Genomic DNA, 15,662 nt, shown 5'->3' with positions numbered 1-15,662 from the left:
GACTTCTGGGCCGGCAGGGCGCAGTCGGTTACGTCACTGCCGTGCGGAACTGACGACGGCGGGCGGCCACGACTGCTTGCCTGTGCCGGGCCGGCGTCACTGTGAAACGTGCCCCGCCGCTGGCTCGGGTGCACCCCGTTCTCGCCGCAGCTTCTTGGCCTGGTATTCGTCCCTTGCCATGCCAAATGTGTACCAGGCGCCGAACCCGCCCAGCGCGATAGGAAACAACGCACCCCACTCGAAACCGTCACCGTGCGCCAAGGGCATAAAGAGCATCATCGCAGAGCCCAGAAATACCAGCACCATAAAAGCGGAAACGATCCCCATGCCCCACCATGTTCTGACTTGAGCTTGGCCCCGGCCCGGAGAGAACCCGATCTCATCAGGAGGATAGCTGTGGAGTTCACCGGTATCGGTCCTCGGAGCACCCGCTTTTCGCCTCGGGCGAGCGCTTCCTTGTGTTCGGCGTACGCGGCGTCGTTGCGTTCTCGTTTTCGTGGTTCAGGTTCCAGGCATTCCGGGGGAGAAAAGTGAGGCCTCGCTACCAGTCCAACTGCCGGCCTGTCGGTTCCGGGATGCCCCGTTCCGCCCGCAGGCGTTTGGCCGTCGAAGCCACATTCGCCATCCGAACGGCATACGCCGCGCCTCCCAGCCCGGCGGCCGTCAAGAACAGCCCACCCCACATCGGATCCTGGCCTTGGCCGGTGGGCCCGGCCACCAGCAGGATAGAGAAGATTGCCGCGGCAGCGAAGAAGACAGCCATTGCCAGGAAGCCGCCGGCTGACCGAACCTGTGGGTGGGAACTGGCCGTGACTATTCCCAGCTCATCCTTCGCGTAGCTGTGAAGCCTGCCCTCCACGGTACGGAACAGGATTCTCTTGTCACCGCGTGCCACTGCCTGCTCGTGGTAGGCGCGGACTTGGTCGTCGGAGTGCGGGCCGTTGCCCGTGTTGCTGCCTGGAATGCCGTTCTGCACGCTAGTCCTGTCGAATTGATCGAATGTGGTCCAACACCTGGCCCTCGGTGAGGCCTGATATTTCCTGGATGGGTTGGGCGGGTGCATCGATGATGCCATACCCCACGGACCAGGACTGTCCGCTGCGTTTGATCAGCAGTTGCTGGTCAGCCTCGTCCTCTAGCAAGCGAATTGTTGCTCCGCCGGCAGGGTTTTCCTCGAGATGTTTGCGCACAATGAAGAAGTTGGCTTCTTCAGGCGTGATATCCGGGCGGTGGGCCATCGCGAACCAGCTGAGGTAGGCGCGCGGCTGCAGCAAAATTCGATACTCGGCCGATTCGATGGACAGGACGTTGTCTACGGAGTCGGCCGTCAGGAGATTGATCTGTACCCGTTTGGTTGCTTCGGTCAGGGCAGCGGTGACCGCTGCCACCGGCCCGGCAACCGAAAGTTCACCGTCGCTGCTGGCCTTGGCGGCGCCGCGCGCCACCAGAGAGGAGGCTCCGGCAGACAGCAGCGAGACGTCGTCGAGTTCGGCCTCCAGCCGAAGTGCCTTCGCGGATGCGTCGGCTACCGGGCTGCGCCGGAGGTTCAGGAGGACCAGGAGTTCGGCGAAACCAAAACCGATGGCGTCGGGGAAGCCCTGACTGGCAGGTGAGGACCTTGTTGTTGTTGTTTCAGTCACTTGATGTTCTCCTCAGTTCTCAGAAGCCAAAAAAGTCGCCGACGGCGTCTACCCCGTCGCTGATGGCACCGCCCACAGCCTCTGCCCCATCCGCGATCCTATCCCCCACGTAGTTGACGGAATCGCGGATGACGGGGACGTTGTCGTACAGGGCAAGGGCGCCGCTGGCCACCATGCAGGCCGTACCAATCGGCGGCGGGGCGAAGGAGCCGGCGCCCAGGATGGCTTTGGCAGTGGAGTATCCACCTGCTGCAAAATCGCCCTCTTTGAAGTTGTTGAAGGCGTCCAGACTGTCCAGGCCGACCCCGACGAGACCAAGGCCTCCGCTAAAGCCGTCGAGGAACTTGAACGCCTTTGTGGTGTCGGCCAGGTTGAGGACTTCGTGGAATTTACCCTCAAACAGGTTGTTGGACAGGTTGAAAAACCTGCTGAACTCGTTCGAGTTCTCGAAGGCGCGCCAAGCTGCGGGGTCCAAGAAATCTCGGATGCGGGACTTATGAAGCATGGCGCCGATGTCAAAGATTCCCGCGCGGATATTCGGAAAAGCCTTGGCCAGGCCATAGGCGTCCCAGCCGTCACGGAACGGCGAGTCTGGGTCGGACATCCAGCCGGGGCCCCAAGGGTCCTTGCTGCCCTGTCCGGGGATGAAACCGGCGGGGCCGTTACTGCTGGCCTCTACACCGGGGCCGGATGCGCCGGAACCGGTGCCGGCGTTACTCGCCGTCTCCTGCTGGTTCGCGTTCTCCAGGAGCTTCTTCGACTCCTGTTTGAGGGCGAAGGCAGCCTGCTGGAGCATTGCCCGGTGGCTGCCGTTCCAATCGGACCGGAACGCAACGGCGTCCTGGCCCTTCCATGACGTTGTGCTGTTGATATGGCTTGTCAGCTGCGTGGACTGCTGCAGCAGCAGATCGGCCGTCTTGCCGAACTGTTTCGCCAGCGTCCGCAATTCGGCAACGTCCGCGCCCCACAAATTTCCTGCCACCTGGCAATCCCCCCGATAATCAACCAGCCGTCTTTCAAGCTGAAACCCAGCTCAGCCTAATGGCAACCTGCAGCCGCCGCGATGGGGTCTCCTCCCCATATGCGGCACAAGGTCCTAACTGCGCTCGGAATCCTCCAGCACCGCTGCCTTGCGCGCCCGCAGGGCGAAGAACGCGCCGAACGCGAACGCCTGCGTCACCACCACCAGCACGATGGCGCCGGCGATCTTGTTGCCGCCCAGGATCATGGTGAGCCCTACGATGGCAGACAGCAGCGCCAACAGGGGGAGCAGCATGTAGCCCAGCACAAAGAGGGTTTCCGGTTTCTTCAACATCTCTAGCCCTCAGTCCGTGACCATTTGGTGAATCTGTAGCGTGTGCCGTTAGCGGCCGTCAACCAGCCGTCCGGCGGGACGGAGGCCGCAGCCTCCCAACTGGTGCCAAGCTCCGGGGCGAAAGTGTCGCCGTCGGCATCGACGTCGATGGTGGTGACCACCGCGACGTTGGCGAGCTCGGTGGACTGGCGGAAAATCTCCCCGCCGCCCAGGATCCAGACGGTTTCGCCGCCGTCGACGAACTGGGACTCAAGCAGCGCGTCGTCAAGGGAAGGAACCACGACGGCGCCCTCCGCCTCAGGCCTGTCGGCCCAGCTTTTCTGCCGGGTGACCACGATGTTGGTCCGGCCGGGCAGGGGGCGGTACTTGTCCGGAAAGGACAGCCAGGTCTTGCGGCCCATCACCACTGGGTGGCCCATGGTGAGCCGGTTGAAGTGCTTCAGGTCCTCGGGCAGGTGCCAGGGCATGTCACCGTCTTTGCCGATGACGCCGTCCGGGGTCTGCGCCCACACCAGACCCACACCGGTGACCGATGCGGCGAGCTCTTCCGTGAAGGACTGCGGATCGGTGGAATTCTCCGTGCTCATACGGCGATCGGGGCCTTAATCGTGGGGTGGTGCCGGTAGCCCACCACTTCGAAGTCCTCAAGGGTGTAGTCGAAGATCGATTTGGGCTTCCGGGTAATGTTCAGCTGCGGGTACTCATACGGTGCCCGCTCCAGCTGCTTAAGAACCTGGTCCATATGGTTTTCGTAGATGTGGACGTCACCGCCGGTCCAGACGAACTCGCCCGGTTCGAGTCCCACCTGCTGAGCCACCATGCAGGTGAGCAGGGCGTAGGAGGCGATGTTGAACGGCACACCCAGGAACATGTCCGCGGAGCGCTGGTACAGCTGGCAGGAAAGTTTGCCGTCCGCCACGTAGAACTGGAAGAACGCGTGGCACGGCGGCAGGGCCATATCGTGCAGCTCGGAAACATTCCAGGCTGAGACGATGTGCCGGCGGGAGTCCGGGTTGGACTTCAGGTTCTCGATGAGCTCCGCGATCTGGTCGATGTGCCCCCCGTCCGGGGTGGGCCAGCTGCGCCACTGGACACCGTAGACAGGGCCAAGATCGCCGTCGGCGTCTGCCCATTCGTTCCAGATGGTGACGCCCTGGTCCTGCATCCACTTCACATTGGTTTCGCCGCGCAGGAACCACAGAAGCTCAACTGCCACGGACTTGAAATGGACCCGCTTGGTGGTGATGAGCGGGAAGCTCTTGGCCAGGTCAAACCGCATTTGGCGCCCGAAAACGCTGGTGGTTCCAGTCCCGGTGCGGTCCGATTTGTGCGTGCCGGAGGCCAGGACATCGCGCAGGAGGTCTTCATAGGGCGTTGGGATGCTCACGGCTCAAGTCTATCGGGGTTGGTCCCAGGCTTCGGGCATCATGACTTCCGCAACCGCCCGCGGAGCAGGTCCAGCAGGACTTCGTCGCTCAGCTGGGCTTTCCGCCCCGCTTCAATGTAACGCTCGACGGCGGCAGTCACCGTCCCCGGGACCGTCCCCTGGGTGCCGGTGCTTTCCGGGAGCGGGCCCGTCACAACGGTGCCTCCCCGCCGTCGGGCTTCAACAAGCCCTGCCGCCTCCAGCTCCTTGTAGGCCCGCGCTACTGTGCCCGCGGCGATGCCCAGGTCGGCTGCGAGGCTGCGGACAGTGGGGAGACGGGTTCCGGGGGACAACGCGCCTACTGCCACCAGGGAGCTGATCTGCGAGCGGATCTGCTCGTAGGGCGGAACAGCCGAACGCAGGTCGACGAAGATCCCTGCGCTCATGGTGCAGGTTGCCCGACGGCGCTGCTCACAGGGGGAGCGGTACGGACAAAACCGCGCACGGGGATGACTGCGATCAACACTCCTGCCGCCGCAAGCAGGGCGCCGGCGGCGGCCGCCAGGTCCCAAAAGCCGGCCCACTCCGCGGGGTTCAGGTTCATGGCCCTTTTGATTGCCGGGGCCGCAGATATGAGAAGCACCCCCGCCTGCACGGTGAAGCAGGCGGCAAGCGCCCGTACCACCCGGTACACCGTGATGGCGCGGAGGGCGGCATCCAATCCCCGAACCGACGCCGCGATACCACGCCGTGCGCGGGCAGCTGCGAGGGGGAGTACGGACAGGATCACCACAGCCGCTCCCGCCCAGACGGTGGCTGGCCACGACGGCGTTACCTCCAGGGTTGCTTGAGCAACAGCTGTCACCACAACCACCACAACCAGCAGGGTGAGGGCAGCAATTGCGGTGGTGAGCAGCGCCGGGCTGACAGGCTGCCGCGGCCAGCTGCGTCGGGCCTCCGGCGTTCCGTAATTGCGTTGCATCAGCAGTTCCCCTGCGGCGGTGACCATCAGAACCAACGCGGCTGACATCGCCACCACCAGGGCCGGGTGCCCCGTCACCGCTCCCGGGATGATCAGCGCCACCACAGCAGGAACCAGGGCTGCCAGTCCCAGCGCTGCGCCCAGGGACACCGAAAGCCGGGTGGCGGGTTGGGCCGACGCGGAGGGCTCATGGGGTGCCGGCAGGCTGCCCGCAGCCCGTTCGCTTGGGAGCTTGGGCGGGGCCCACCACCACATCACCAGCAGGACGGCGAGCCCCACCGCCCCTGCGGCGTTCGTCCAGGAGCCGGACGCGACGGAGGGATCCGGCCGGGCGGCATGATTGCCCGCAATCCCGGCCAGCCCGGCGGCTATGGTGGCCACGGTGCGGAGGAGCCGGTTCATGGCAATGGTCCTGAGCAGGTGGTTCTCCTGCGTGGTCAGCGGCTCAAGCTGCCTGCGCCGGGTGATGAGCTCAAGCACCAGCCACGTGCCGGCGGCCAGGATAAGGAGGGCAGGCCCGAGGTAGGCGGCCAGTTCAACGCCGGGCACCCTGCCGCCAAAGGTGGTGTAGCCGTTTCCGGGACCAGGCTGTGAGCCGTAGGGGATCGGCGGAAAACCTGGAAGCGTCGCCACCCAGCCGATCTGCACTGCAGCTGCGGCAAAGATGGCCAACACGGTGCAAGCCAGCGGACGCGGCAGGAAGTCCCGTACCCGCCGCGCCTCGAGCGTCGCCAACCGGCGTGGCAGGCGCGGGCCGGGGTAGCTCAACTGGCCGATGGCATGAACCGCCAGGCAGCCCAGCACGGGCCACGCCAAAGCTGGAATGATGTCGCCGGGGCCGGTGAACGGCTGGGTGGTTGAACCCGCGGGAAGTATGCCGGCATTTCCAGCGGGCTGCAGCGAACTAACCAGCCAGCCCATGATCCCCACCCAGAAGGCGTGCTGGGACGCCGTGGTTGCGGACGCGCCCCCTCCCGGCTCCCAGATCACCCATCGGAGCAGCAGGTAGATCCCTGCTGCGAGCAGGAACGGCCAGAGCGCCACCCCCGGCGGGACATTACTGAACACTGCCGTTACATCGGAACCAGGCACATTTCCCCCAAAAGAATGCATCAGTGTACTAAGTGTTTGATACAAAACTCTGCGGGTCAAGCGCGGCAGTCACCGCGGGGAGTCAGTCGTCGAAGGGCCTGAACTGTTCCACCGCCACAATCCTGTTTTTCCCGCCCGGAGCCACATGGCACACCACCAGTTCGCCTGGGGACAGGTATGGTTCCTCGGCGGGAAGGAGGACGGCCAGATGCGGGGGCATGTGTTTGGCCAGCTGCCCGAACACCGTGGGCAGCGCCGGGCGGTGGGTGCAGACGGCCACCGCACGCTGCTTGTCGAGAAGGGCCTCGATGACGGCCCCAGTTTTCTTGGGGCTCCGCTCGTGCCGGTGTTCGGTGAGGGCTTCCTCCAGCTTTACCTTTGCACCGGCCGCCTTCGCATAGGGCGCAACCGTCGCGACACAGCGCAGCCACGGGCTGGTGACAACCCGGGGCGGCTTCCACGCCTGCAGCAGCCGGCCCACAGCCTGGGCCTGACGCGTTCCGGTGGCAGCCAGCGGCCGCTCGCCTTCCGCCTTGGTCCAGGAAGAGCGCGGCTTAGCTTTGGCATGGCGGACTACCAGGAGGGGCCAGGTGTTCAGCTCCCCGCGCTCGTGGGCGTCCCGGAGATGCTCAAGAGGTTCGACGTCGGAGGGGTTGGACAGCAGGCGGGCCGCCTTTTCCGGGGTGCACCACATCACACTGTCCACCTCCTTGCCGTCCGGGACCAGCCTGTCGCCGTTGACCCTAACGGCCCAGTAATGCACCACCTTCAGGCCGCTGGCGACGTGGTAGTGGATTGGCGGCAGCGGTATGCCCAGTGATGCGGTGAGTCCAATCTCTTCCCGCACCTCGCGGATGGCGCATTCGGGGATAGTTTCGCCGTCGTCGATCTTGCCTTTTGGCCAGGACCAGTCGTCATAGCGGGGCCTGTGGATCAGCAGTACTTCAAGCGTGTCCTTGTTGAGGCGCCACGGCAGCGCCCCGGCAGCCGTGACGGCTACCGGTTCGCCTGGGTGGTCCGTCTGGTCAGCTACGAGTGCGTCGCTCGACAAAACCGCAGCCCTTACCGTCGGCTCAGGCTGCGTTGCCGCGGCCGTGACGCCAGCAGGAAGGACTGGACGTCCTCAAGCCGCCTGCCGTCATCGGCCAGGTGGTGACGCGACCAGTTCCCTTCGTTGTCCAGGTGCCAGCTTGCAGTTTCCGGGGCCATATAGCGGCGCAAAAGGTCCAGGACGTAGTTGATGTCATCGGGGGCGGCAAGCTGGACCAGGGCCTCCACCCGGCGGTCCAGGTTGCGGTGCATCATGTCCGCCGAGCCGATGTACACCACCGGTTCACCGCCGTTCGCGAACGCGAACACCCGGGAGTGCTCCAGGAACCTGCCCAGGACGGAGCGGACGGTGATGTTGTCACTGAGTCCCGGAACCCCCGGACGCAGTGAGCAGATGCCGCGGACAACTACATCCACCTTCACCCCGGCCTGCGATGCACGGTACAGCGAGTCGATAATGGCCTCGTCCACCATGGAGTTAACCTTGATCTGGACGCGGGCCGGCAGCCCCGCCCGGGCATTCCGGATTTCAGTTTCAATCCGGTCAATCAGCCCGGAACGCACCGAACGCGGAGCAACGAGCAGCCGTTTGAAGGTGGACTTGGGCGCGTAGCCGGACAGTTGGTTGAACAGCTTGGAGAGGTCCTCGCCCACCTGGTCGTTGGCCGTGAGAAGGCCGAGGTCCTCGTAGTAGCGGGCTGTCCGGGGGTGGTAGTTGCCCGTGCCGATATGGCAGTAACGCCGCAGCCCGTCCACTTCCTGGCGCACCACCAGCGAGAGCTTGCAGTGCGTCTTCAGGCCCACGATGCCGTACACCACATGTACGCCCGCCTGTTCAAGCTTGCGGGCCCAGGAGATGTTCGCCTGCTCATCAAACCTGGCCTTGATTTCCACCAGGGCCAGGACCTGCTTGCCTGCCTCGGCGGCATCAATCAGCGCATCCACAATGGGGGAGTCGCCCGAGGTGCGGTACAGGGTCTGCTTGATGGCCTGGACCTTCGGGTCGGCCGCTGCCTGCTCCAGGAAGGCCTGTACTGAGGTGGAAAACGAGTCGTACGGGTGGTGGAGCAGGATGTCCCGGCGGCGCATCGCCGCGAAGACGTTGGCCGCCTTGGAGGTCTCGGACTCGTTCAGGTACCGGGAGGTATGCGGAACATGCTTGGGGTAGTGCAGGTCGGCGCGGTCAATGCCGGCAATGACCGAAAGGCCCCGGAGGTCCAGCGGGGCCGGCACGGAGTACACCTCGGATTCCTCAACGCCCAGCTCGCGGATCAGCAGCGCCCGGATATTGGGGTTGATGTCGTTGGTGACCTCAAGCCGGACGGGAGGGCCGAAGCGGCGGCGCAGCAGTTCCTTCTCGAGCGCCTGCAGGAGGTTCTCGGCGTCGTCCTCTTCAACCTCCACGTCCTCGTTCCTGGTGACCCGGAAGGTGTGGTGCTCAAGGACCTCCATCCCGGCAAACAATTTGTCCAGGTGAACGGCGATGACTTCCTCCAGCGCGATGAAGCGCGCCACTCGGCCTGCCACCGCACCGGCGCGCGGACCATCAATGGAAATGAGCCGCGGCAGCTGGTCCGGCACCTTGACACGGGCGAACAGTTCCTTGTCGCTGACCGGGTTCCGCACCACTACGGCCAGGTTCAGTGACAGGCCCGAAATGTAAGGGAACGGGTGTGCAGGGTCCACCGCCAGGGGCGTCAGGATGGGGAAGACCTTTTCGGCGAACATCTGGCTGAGCTGCTGTTTGGCGGCACTATCCAGTTCGTCCCAGTGCATCAGGTGGATGTGCTCGTAAGCCAGGGCCGGGCGGATCTGCTCTGCAAAAACCTGCGCGTGCCGCTGCTGGAGCCGGTGGGCTTCCTCACCGATTTTTTCCAGGACTTCCACCGGGCTCAGCCCTGCGGGGGAGGGGACGGCCAGTCCGGTGGCGATGCGCCGTTTCAGGCCAGCCACGCGCACCATAAAAAACTCGTCCAGGTTGGACGCGAAGATGGAGAGGAAGCTGACCCGTTCCAGCAGGTGCAGGGAAGCGTCTTCGGCAAGTTCCAAAACCCTGGAGTTAAAGCTGAGCCAGCTCAGTTCCCGGTCAAGGAAGCGGTCCGGCCGGATGTCGCCCTCGGGCTCCAGGTTGGGCGCAAAATCCGGGATGTCGATCCGGTCCTGCGTGGCCCGCGACGCCGGAACCTCCGAGGAGCCGAATCGGGCGCGCACGGGGACTGGAGTCTCTTGGGACGTGGCTGCTCCGGAAGGTTCCGGGTTCATGGCATCTCCTTTACCTGGCGCTTGGTGCGGCCGTATCCGGCCTGCGCGGTTCTGTTTCAACCTTACAAGCAATCAGTAGCCGGAGGCCTTGGATTTAGCGCCGCAGGGCCCTTGCGTCAAGGGATTGGACTAACCTGCTGCCGGGCCGTACATCACATCCATGTCCCAGCGCGTGAACCCCAGCCGCCGGTAAAGGGAGACCGCAGGCGCGTTGTCGGCGTCGACGTACAGCATGACGGCGTGCAGCCCCAGGTCCTGAAGGTACTTGATGCCTGCCACCGTGAGGGCCTTGCCCAAGCCCGAACCCTGCGCTTCCGGCGTTACGCCCACCACGTAGATCTCCCCGATTGCGGGGTGGGAGCCGTGGCTCGGATGCACCTTGGTCCAGTGGTATCCGAGCAGCCGGCCGTTCCCATTCACGGCAAGGAGGAAGCCGGCGGGGTCAAACCATTCCTCAGCCATCCGGGCATCGAGGTCGGCGCGGGTGAGGTTGCCCTGCTCCGGGTGATGGGAAAACGCGGCACGGTTGGCAGTCAGCCAGCCGTCCTCATCCTGGCCGGGCACAAACGCCCGGATGGACACGCCGTCCGGAAGGACGACGTCGGGAAGCTCCGCCGCCGCGGTCGTCATCCGCATCTTCCACAGCTCGCGCACGGGCACGTAGCCGTAGCGGGCGGCAAGGTCCGCGGCTGCCTCGTGGTTGCCGTGCGACCAGGCTTTCAGTCCCTGCAGCCCGCGCCGGTCCTGAAGGGTGCCCACGAGGCGGTCCGCGACACCCTGGTTGCGGTAGCTGGGATGCACGGCGATTTCGACCACGCCGCTGCCGTCAGGTTCTTCCACCACCGCGGCGAACCCTGCAAGGTCCTGGCCGGAGGAGGGATCAGAGTCCTCATCCGGAGCGTACAGGGCCAGGGTGAGCACCTGGTGGTCCGCGGAATCACCGGCACGCATGCTGATGAGGGTCTGCTCCGAAATGGCGGGATTGCCGTCTGACTCTTCCGCCGCAGCCAGCAGATCGCCGCAGTCCTTCAGGAGCTGCCGGTCAACACCGCCTTTAACAACATGGACGGGCCACTTCTCAGGGTGCGCTGGAGTCATGAGGCAAGGCTATACGGGATCAACGACTGCCGGATCGCGGGCCGCCCTGCTCAGGCTTCCGTCAGCTCGTCTTCCTGCTGCCGCACCAGGGTGAGCCGGTAGCCGACGTTGCGGACGGTGCTGATGAGGTTTTCATGATCGGCGCCGAGTTTGGCGCGCAGGCGCCGGACGTGCACATCCACGGTACGGGTACCGCCGTAGTAGTCGTAGCCCCATACTTCGGTGAGCAGTTGCTGCCGGGTGAAGACGCGGCCGGGGTGCTGTGCCAGGTACTTAAGGAGCTCAAATTCCTTGAACGTCAGGTTCAGGGGAGCCCCGTTCACGCGGGCGGTGTAGCTCGCTTCGTCGATAACGACGCCGGCGGCGCGGATTTCGGACGGAGCGTCGTCCTGCTCAGGGACGGCCCGGGCCACGGACAGCCGGATGCGGGCCTCCACCTCCGCGGGCCCGGCTGATTCCAGCACGATGTCGTCCACAGCCCAGGCGGAGGAGACAGCAGCCATTCCGCCTTCGGTGAGGATCAGCACCAGCGGGGCGCTCAGGCCGGTGGCCTTGAGGAGCTGGGTGAGGGAGCGGGCCCCCACAAGGTCCTTGCGGGCATCCAGCAGCACGATGTCGCAGGGGTCCGTTTCCAGCAGGGCGGTGGGCTCGGCGGGGAGGATGTGGACCCGGTGGTTCAGCAATTCCAAGGCAGGCAGGATGTCCACCGAAGAACCGGTGCTGTTCGTCAATAACAGGATGTGCGACATTGTTCCTCCAAGGGCCGTCCGCGCATCGTTGGGCGACTGAACCGGATTTTCACCGGCCGGTACTGGCTCCCTGCCCCGGTTTGGGACTCTGCCAACAGCAGCGGTCACGGCCACCTCAGCAGGGAACTTAGCTGAGCTCCGAGTATACCCGGCGGCCCCGAAGCTGCCACTGGTCGGCCCCGGATCAGGGTACGTTTTGCGACATATGCCGTTCACATAAGGCAGGATTGTGGCAGGGCCCGATGCCCTGCCACTGAGGGCGGACCGCCTTCGAAGGTCAACGCAGGATGGGATGCAGCGCAGTGAGTGCACAGACTAAGCCCGGGCCGGGATCCGTATGACGGCGGAACTGCAGGCGCCGGTGCGTTCCCTGGGCTCGTGGACCATTGGTGTGGCTGGCATCGCAGGGCTGGCCGCGATCATTGCAGGGGTCTACACCTCCCGCGAGGCCCTCGTCGCTGTTGCCGTGGCCAGTGCGGCCGCGGTGGGCATCGGCTGGCCCCACTTCCTTCGGATTCCTGCTAAAAAGACGCTCGCGGCGGTGATTGCCCTGGCTGGAGCCGGCGCTGCGCTCGCCGCCGCTTACGCCCCCGCTCCCGGTTATTTGGACTGGACGCCGCCCTTTATCGCCTTGGGGATCATGGCCGTCTTTGTAGTGCAGCTCATCCGCGGGACAGGGCAGGCGCAACGGCTGGAGTCAACACTTGGCTGCTCGGTGGGAGTGCTGCTCGCCTGCCTCGGCGCGGGCTGGATCGCCGGCGCACGGTTCAACGGGGTTAGGGAGATGCTGCTGGTGGCGGCCATCAGCGCGGCAGTTGCCCTGTTGGCCTGCTTGATCAGGTGGCCCGACAGCATCATCGCGCCCCTTGGCATCGTCCTTGCGGGACTTGCCGGTCCGCTGGCAGGGCTGGTCCTCTCCGACATCGCCGTTCTGCCCGCAGCCATTTTTGGTGTGGTGGTGGGCGCGGTCCTGGTCAGCTTCCGCCGGCTCGTGACGCTACGCGGCGCACCGCTTAATGTTCCAGCTGCCCTTAGCATGGGGCTGGCACCCGTCTCGGCGGTGGGTTCCCTGGCTTACTTCATAGACAAACTACTCATCTACTAACGCGTTAGGATGGCATCATGTCCGTACTTGCTTTTGAAATCTTCTTCCTTGTCCTGCTCGGCATCGCCAGCCTGTCCATGGCGTGGTTTGCCGGCTTTGTGGTCTACCGCCTGTTCAAAGGTCAGAAGTAGTCCCGTTCCGGAGCTAGCAGTTTCCCGAGGTATTTGCTGTGCCGATTGAAATTCCTACAGACCTGACCCCAGAACTTGTCCCGCTTTCCTGGCTCATTGGGGAGTGGGAGGGCCGCGGCCGCCTGGGCACCGGGGACGAGGATTCTGAACACTTCCTGCAGCACGTATCCTTCACCCACAACGGGCTGGCTTATCTCCAGTACCGTGCCGAGAGCTGGCTGACGGACGACGACGGCACGCGCCTGCGGCCGCTGACCGTTGAAACAGGCTTCTGGGCGCTGGAGCGCAAGCAACTCGATGCCGACGGCGGACCGGGCCTGATCCCGGCGGACATCGTTCCGGCGTTGAAGAGTGCCGATGAGGTGGAAGCCCTCCGCAACAGTGAGGGCGGCTTCGACATCTCCGTGTCCATCTCGCATCCCGGTGGAATTTCCGAGCTGTACTACGGGCAGATCAAGGGACCCCAGATCCAGCTCACCACAGACATGGTGATGCGCGGCAGCCACTCCAAGGACTACAGCGCCGCCACGCGCATCTTCGGCCTGGTGGACGGGAACCTGCTCTGGCGCTGGGACGTCGCCGTCGGCGGCAAGGAGGGCAAGGGTTTGGAAGCCCACGCCTCCGCCTTCCTCAAAAAAGTTTCCTGACCGATCCGGTCCGGAGGAACGAAAGCGGGTCGTGGAACTTGGAGAATCTTCAAAACGTCCAGGCCCAGGGGAGCGCGCGGGACTACAGCGACCTGAAAGCCGTCTTCTTCAACGGGACGCTGAAGAGATCGCCCCAGGCCAGCAACACGGATGGCCTGATCAAGATCAGCCGGCTGATTATGGAGAAGCAGGGTGTCAGCACGCGGGTGATCCGCACCGTGGACCACGACATCGCCAGTGGTGTATACCCGGACATGACCCAGTACGGCTGGCCCACGGACGAATGGCCGGAGCTGTACCCTGCGGTCCAGGACGCGGACATTGTGGTGGTGGCCGGGCCCATCTGGCTGGGCGACAACTCCTCACAGACCAAGAAGTTGATTGAACGCCTCTACGCCCACTCCGGCGAACTCAACAGCAAGGGCCAGTGGGCCTTCTATCCTTCACCAACCGCAACGCCACCTTCATGACCTGGAACCTCCTGCACCTTGCCCGGATCCTCAAGGACGCCGGCGGTTACCCGGCCCACGGCAACCTGCCGCAGGAGTGGGCGGCCGGAACCCGGTTTGATTTCGAAAATCCCGAGTACAGATCCCCAACCGCTCCTTAACCCCGCGAGGCCGTCGGGACCGGAATAGACACTGACCTAAGGACGTTGCCCCCAGTATGACTACTTCCAGCCCTCTGTTGTCGCGCCCTGGAGCCGTTGAGGCCACCGGCACTGACGCAGGCGTCGCATCCCACTATGGTGAGCCGCTGCGCGAGCAGCGCGCACTCGCAGCCGGTACCGCCGTCGTCGACCTTTCCCACCGCGGGGTGGTGACGGTCAGCGGGCCGGACAGGCTGAGCTGGCTCAACACGCTGTCCTCGCAGCAGGTCACCAACCTGCAGCCGGGGGAGTCCAGCGAACTGCTCCTCCTGAGCGTCCAGGGCAGGATCGACTTCGACGCCCGGGTGATTGACGACGGCGTGACCACCTGGCTGCTCGTTGAGGCCGCCGAAGCAGCACCGCTGGCGGAGTTCCTGAACAGGATGAAGTTCATGCTGCGCGTGGAGATCGCGGACGTCTCGGCCGACTGGGCTGTGCTGGGAAGCACCAAGGCCGTGCCCGAGTGGTCCTCCTACCTTGCATGGCAGGACCCGTGGCCGCATGTCTCCGCCGGCGGGTACTCCTATGCAACGGTTGCGGAGGAAAACCATCCCGGCCTCGAACGCCCGTGGTTTGAGTACCTGGTTCCTGCCGCCGGGCTGGAAGCAGCTGTGGACGGGCGGCCCCTGGCCGGGGTCCTCGCTGCAGAAGCCCTTCGCGTTGCTGCCTGGCGTCCCCGGATCGGTGCCGAGACCGATGACAAGACCATCCCGCATGAGCTGGACCTGCTCCGCACGGCCGTGCACCTCGCCAAGGGCTGCTACAAGGGCCAGGAAACCATCGCGCGCGTGCACAACCTGGGGCACCCGCCCCGCCGGCTCGTGTTCCTCCAGCTGGACGGATCCCAGCACACCCTGCCGCAGGCCGGAAGCCCCGTGCTGGTGGGGGAGCGGAAGGTGGGGACGGTGACGTCCGTGGCCCAGCACTATGAGATGGGGCCGGTTGCCCTGGCAGTCATAAAGCGTTCCGTGGGTGCGGATGAAATACTGACGGTCCTGGATGGCGAGGAACCTTACCCTGCCGCCCAGGAACTCATCGTCGCCCCCGACGCCGGCCAGGTGGTGGGGCGCCAGACCGGATTTCTCAAGGGGCCACGCTAATGACTGAAAACGCCGCACATGACCCAGGGCAGTCGAACGCAGTGCCGTCCGACTCTCCGGCGGCCCAGGGTGGGCCCGACGACGAGGCGCTGGCTTTGGCGCACACGCTGTTCCAAGCGGCAAGGGAAGGCGACTCCGCGCTGCTGCATGCCTATCTCGACGCCGGCGCTCCCGCCACCCTGACGAACTCCGCCGGGGATTCACTCCTGATGCTGGCCGCCTACCACGGCCACGCGGAGACCGTTCAGCTCATCCTAAAACACGGCGCTGAAGCCGACACCGCCAATGACCGCGGCCAGACGCCGCTCGCAGGAGCGGCGTTCAAGGGCTACACCGCTGTTGCCCGCGTCCTGCTGGATGCCGGAGCTGATCCGGACGCCGGATCGCCGTCTGCCCGCGCAGCCGCCCAGATGTTCGCGCGCCAGGAGATCCTGGATCTCCTGGGCTAGTGCCGCCGGGTCCCGCCCGGCAGATAA

At 64.9% G+C, this 15,662-nt stretch carries 17 protein-coding genes and 1 pseudogene; 5 read left to right on the top strand and 13 right to left on the bottom strand.

What is annotated here, in order from left to right; genetic code table 11:
* Positions 1 to 96 precede the first annotated feature (96 nt).
* From M1E07_RS14930 to M1E07_RS14870, 13 genes are all read right to left on the bottom strand, one after another.
* Positions 97 to 327, bottom strand: coding sequence for a hypothetical protein (locus tag M1E07_RS14930; RefSeq protein WP_461187417.1), 231 nt, complete (start codon positions 325 to 327; stop codon positions 97 to 99).
* A 214-nt stretch (positions 328 to 541) separates the two neighbouring features.
* Positions 542 to 976 (bottom strand): hypothetical protein, encoded by a 435-nt coding sequence (locus tag M1E07_RS14925; RefSeq protein WP_461187416.1) that lies wholly within the window; start codon positions 974 to 976, stop codon positions 542 to 544.
* A 1-nt stretch (position 977) separates the two neighbouring features.
* On the bottom strand, positions 978 to 1,640 hold the full coding sequence (locus tag M1E07_RS14920) for a hypothetical protein (RefSeq protein ID WP_461187415.1): 663 nt from the start codon (positions 1,638 to 1,640) through the stop codon (positions 978 to 980).
* Positions 1,641 to 1,659: 19 nt separating this feature from the next.
* Complete coding sequence (locus M1E07_RS14915) at positions 1,660 to 2,622, bottom strand: WXG100 family type VII secretion target (RefSeq protein ID WP_461187414.1); 963 nt, start codon at positions 2,620 to 2,622, stop codon at positions 1,660 to 1,662.
* A gap of 114 nt (positions 2,623 to 2,736) precedes the next feature.
* On the bottom strand, positions 2,737 to 2,955 hold the full coding sequence (locus M1E07_RS14910; RefSeq protein WP_461187413.1) for an NF038396 family protein: 219 nt from the start codon (positions 2,953 to 2,955) through the stop codon (positions 2,737 to 2,739).
* A gap of 2 nt (positions 2,956 to 2,957) precedes the next feature.
* A complete protein-coding gene (locus M1E07_RS14905; protein WP_461187412.1) occupies positions 2,958 to 3,542 on the bottom strand; it encodes a dihydrofolate reductase in 585 nt (194 codons plus the stop codon).
* Complete coding sequence (locus M1E07_RS14900; RefSeq protein ID WP_461187411.1) at positions 3,539 to 4,342, bottom strand: thymidylate synthase; 804 nt, start codon at positions 4,340 to 4,342, stop codon at positions 3,539 to 3,541. The genes M1E07_RS14905 and M1E07_RS14900 overlap by 4 nt, the downstream gene beginning before the upstream one ends.
* A 38-nt stretch (positions 4,343 to 4,380) precedes the next feature.
* Entirely contained in the window at positions 4,381 to 4,767 is a 387-nt protein-coding gene (locus M1E07_RS14895; protein WP_461187410.1) for a GntR family transcriptional regulator, read from the bottom strand.
* Positions 4,764 to 6,371, bottom strand: coding sequence for a hypothetical protein (locus M1E07_RS14890; RefSeq protein WP_461187409.1), 1,608 nt, complete (start codon positions 6,369 to 6,371; stop codon positions 4,764 to 4,766). Before M1E07_RS14890 ends, M1E07_RS14895 begins: the two co-directional genes overlap by 4 nt.
* A gap of 106 nt (positions 6,372 to 6,477) precedes the next feature.
* On the bottom strand, positions 6,478 to 7,446 hold the full coding sequence (locus M1E07_RS14885) for an NUDIX hydrolase (protein WP_461187408.1): 969 nt from the start codon (positions 7,444 to 7,446) through the stop codon (positions 6,478 to 6,480).
* A gap of 11 nt (positions 7,447 to 7,457) precedes the next feature.
* The gene (locus M1E07_RS14880; protein WP_461187407.1) at positions 7,458 to 9,707 is read right to left on the bottom strand and encodes an RNA degradosome polyphosphate kinase; all 2,250 of its coding nucleotides are present in this window, start codon (positions 9,705 to 9,707) and stop codon (positions 7,458 to 7,460) included.
* A 129-nt stretch (positions 9,708 to 9,836) separates the two neighbouring features.
* On the bottom strand, positions 9,837 to 10,805 hold the full coding sequence (gene mshD, locus M1E07_RS14875) for a mycothiol synthase (RefSeq protein WP_461187406.1): 969 nt from the start codon (positions 10,803 to 10,805) through the stop codon (positions 9,837 to 9,839).
* A 50-nt stretch (positions 10,806 to 10,855) separates the two neighbouring features.
* The gene (locus M1E07_RS14870) at positions 10,856 to 11,554 is read right to left on the bottom strand and encodes a winged helix-turn-helix transcriptional regulator (RefSeq protein WP_461187405.1); all 699 of its coding nucleotides are present in this window, start codon (positions 11,552 to 11,554) and stop codon (positions 10,856 to 10,858) included.
* Between the two features lie 337 nt (positions 11,555 to 11,891).
* Between M1E07_RS14870 and M1E07_RS14865 the strand changes: the two genes are divergently transcribed.
* The 5 genes and pseudogenes from M1E07_RS14865 (at position 11,892) to M1E07_RS14845 (ending at position 15,635) form a co-directional block, all read left to right on the top strand.
* Positions 11,892 to 12,659: a permease gene (locus M1E07_RS14865; protein WP_461187404.1), complete on the top strand. Its 768-nt coding sequence runs from the start codon at positions 11,892 to 11,894 to the stop codon at positions 12,657 to 12,659.
* Positions 12,660 to 12,828: 169 nt separating this feature from the next.
* Positions 12,829 to 13,437, top strand: a complete 609-nt coding sequence (locus M1E07_RS14860; RefSeq protein ID WP_104042566.1) for a nitrobindin family protein — start codon at positions 12,829 to 12,831, stop codon at positions 13,435 to 13,437.
* Positions 13,438 to 13,475: 38 nt separating this feature from the next.
* A pseudogene (locus M1E07_RS14855) lies at positions 13,476 to 14,047 on the top strand (flavodoxin family protein).
* A gap of 56 nt (positions 14,048 to 14,103) precedes the next feature.
* Positions 14,104 to 15,186, top strand: coding sequence for a CAF17-like 4Fe-4S cluster assembly/insertion protein YgfZ (gene ygfZ / locus M1E07_RS14850; protein ID WP_461187403.1), 1,083 nt, complete (start codon positions 14,104 to 14,106; stop codon positions 15,184 to 15,186).
* Positions 15,186 to 15,635, top strand: a complete 450-nt coding sequence (locus tag M1E07_RS14845; protein WP_461187402.1) for an ankyrin repeat domain-containing protein — start codon at positions 15,186 to 15,188, stop codon at positions 15,633 to 15,635. Before ygfZ ends, M1E07_RS14845 begins: the two co-directional genes overlap by 1 nt.
* Positions 15,636 to 15,662 lie beyond the last annotated feature (27 nt).

The organism is Arthrobacter sp. Z4-13 (assembly GCF_054792705.1).
The sequence above is the reverse complement of the archived record's forward strand: the minus strand, read 5'-3'. Positions and strand labels throughout refer to the sequence as shown.

Coding starts and splice junctions, on each gene's coding strand:
- M1E07_RS14930 (WP_461187417.1), bottom strand. CDS start 327: ATGGGGATCGTTTCCGCTTTTATGGTGCTGGTATTTCTGGGCTCTGCG.
- M1E07_RS14910 (WP_461187413.1), bottom strand. CDS start 2,955: ATGTTGAAGAAACCGGAAACCCTCTTTGTGCTGGGCTACATGCTGCTC.
- M1E07_RS14905 (WP_461187412.1), bottom strand. CDS start 3,542: ATGAGCACGGAGAATTCCACCGATCCGCAGTCCTTCACGGAAGAGCTC.
- M1E07_RS14895 (WP_461187410.1), bottom strand. CDS start 4,767: ATGAGCGCAGGGATCTTCGTCGACCTGCGTTCGGCTGTTCCGCCCTAC.
- M1E07_RS14880 (WP_461187407.1), bottom strand. CDS start 9,707: ATGAACCCGGAACCTTCCGGAGCAGCCACGTCCCAAGAGACTCCAGTC.
- mshD (WP_461187406.1), bottom strand. CDS start 10,805: ATGACTCCAGCGCACCCTGAGAAGTGGCCCGTCCATGTTGTTAAAGGC.
- M1E07_RS14870 (WP_461187405.1), bottom strand. CDS start 11,554: ATGTCGCACATCCTGTTATTGACGAACAGCACCGGTTCTTCGGTGGAC.
- M1E07_RS14865 (WP_461187404.1), top strand. CDS start 11,892: ATGACGGCGGAACTGCAGGCGCCGGTGCGTTCCCTGGGCTCGTGGACC.
- ygfZ (WP_461187403.1), top strand. CDS start 14,104: ATGACTACTTCCAGCCCTCTGTTGTCGCGCCCTGGAGCCGTTGAGGCC.
- M1E07_RS14845 (WP_461187402.1), top strand. CDS start 15,186: ATGACTGAAAACGCCGCACATGACCCAGGGCAGTCGAACGCAGTGCCG.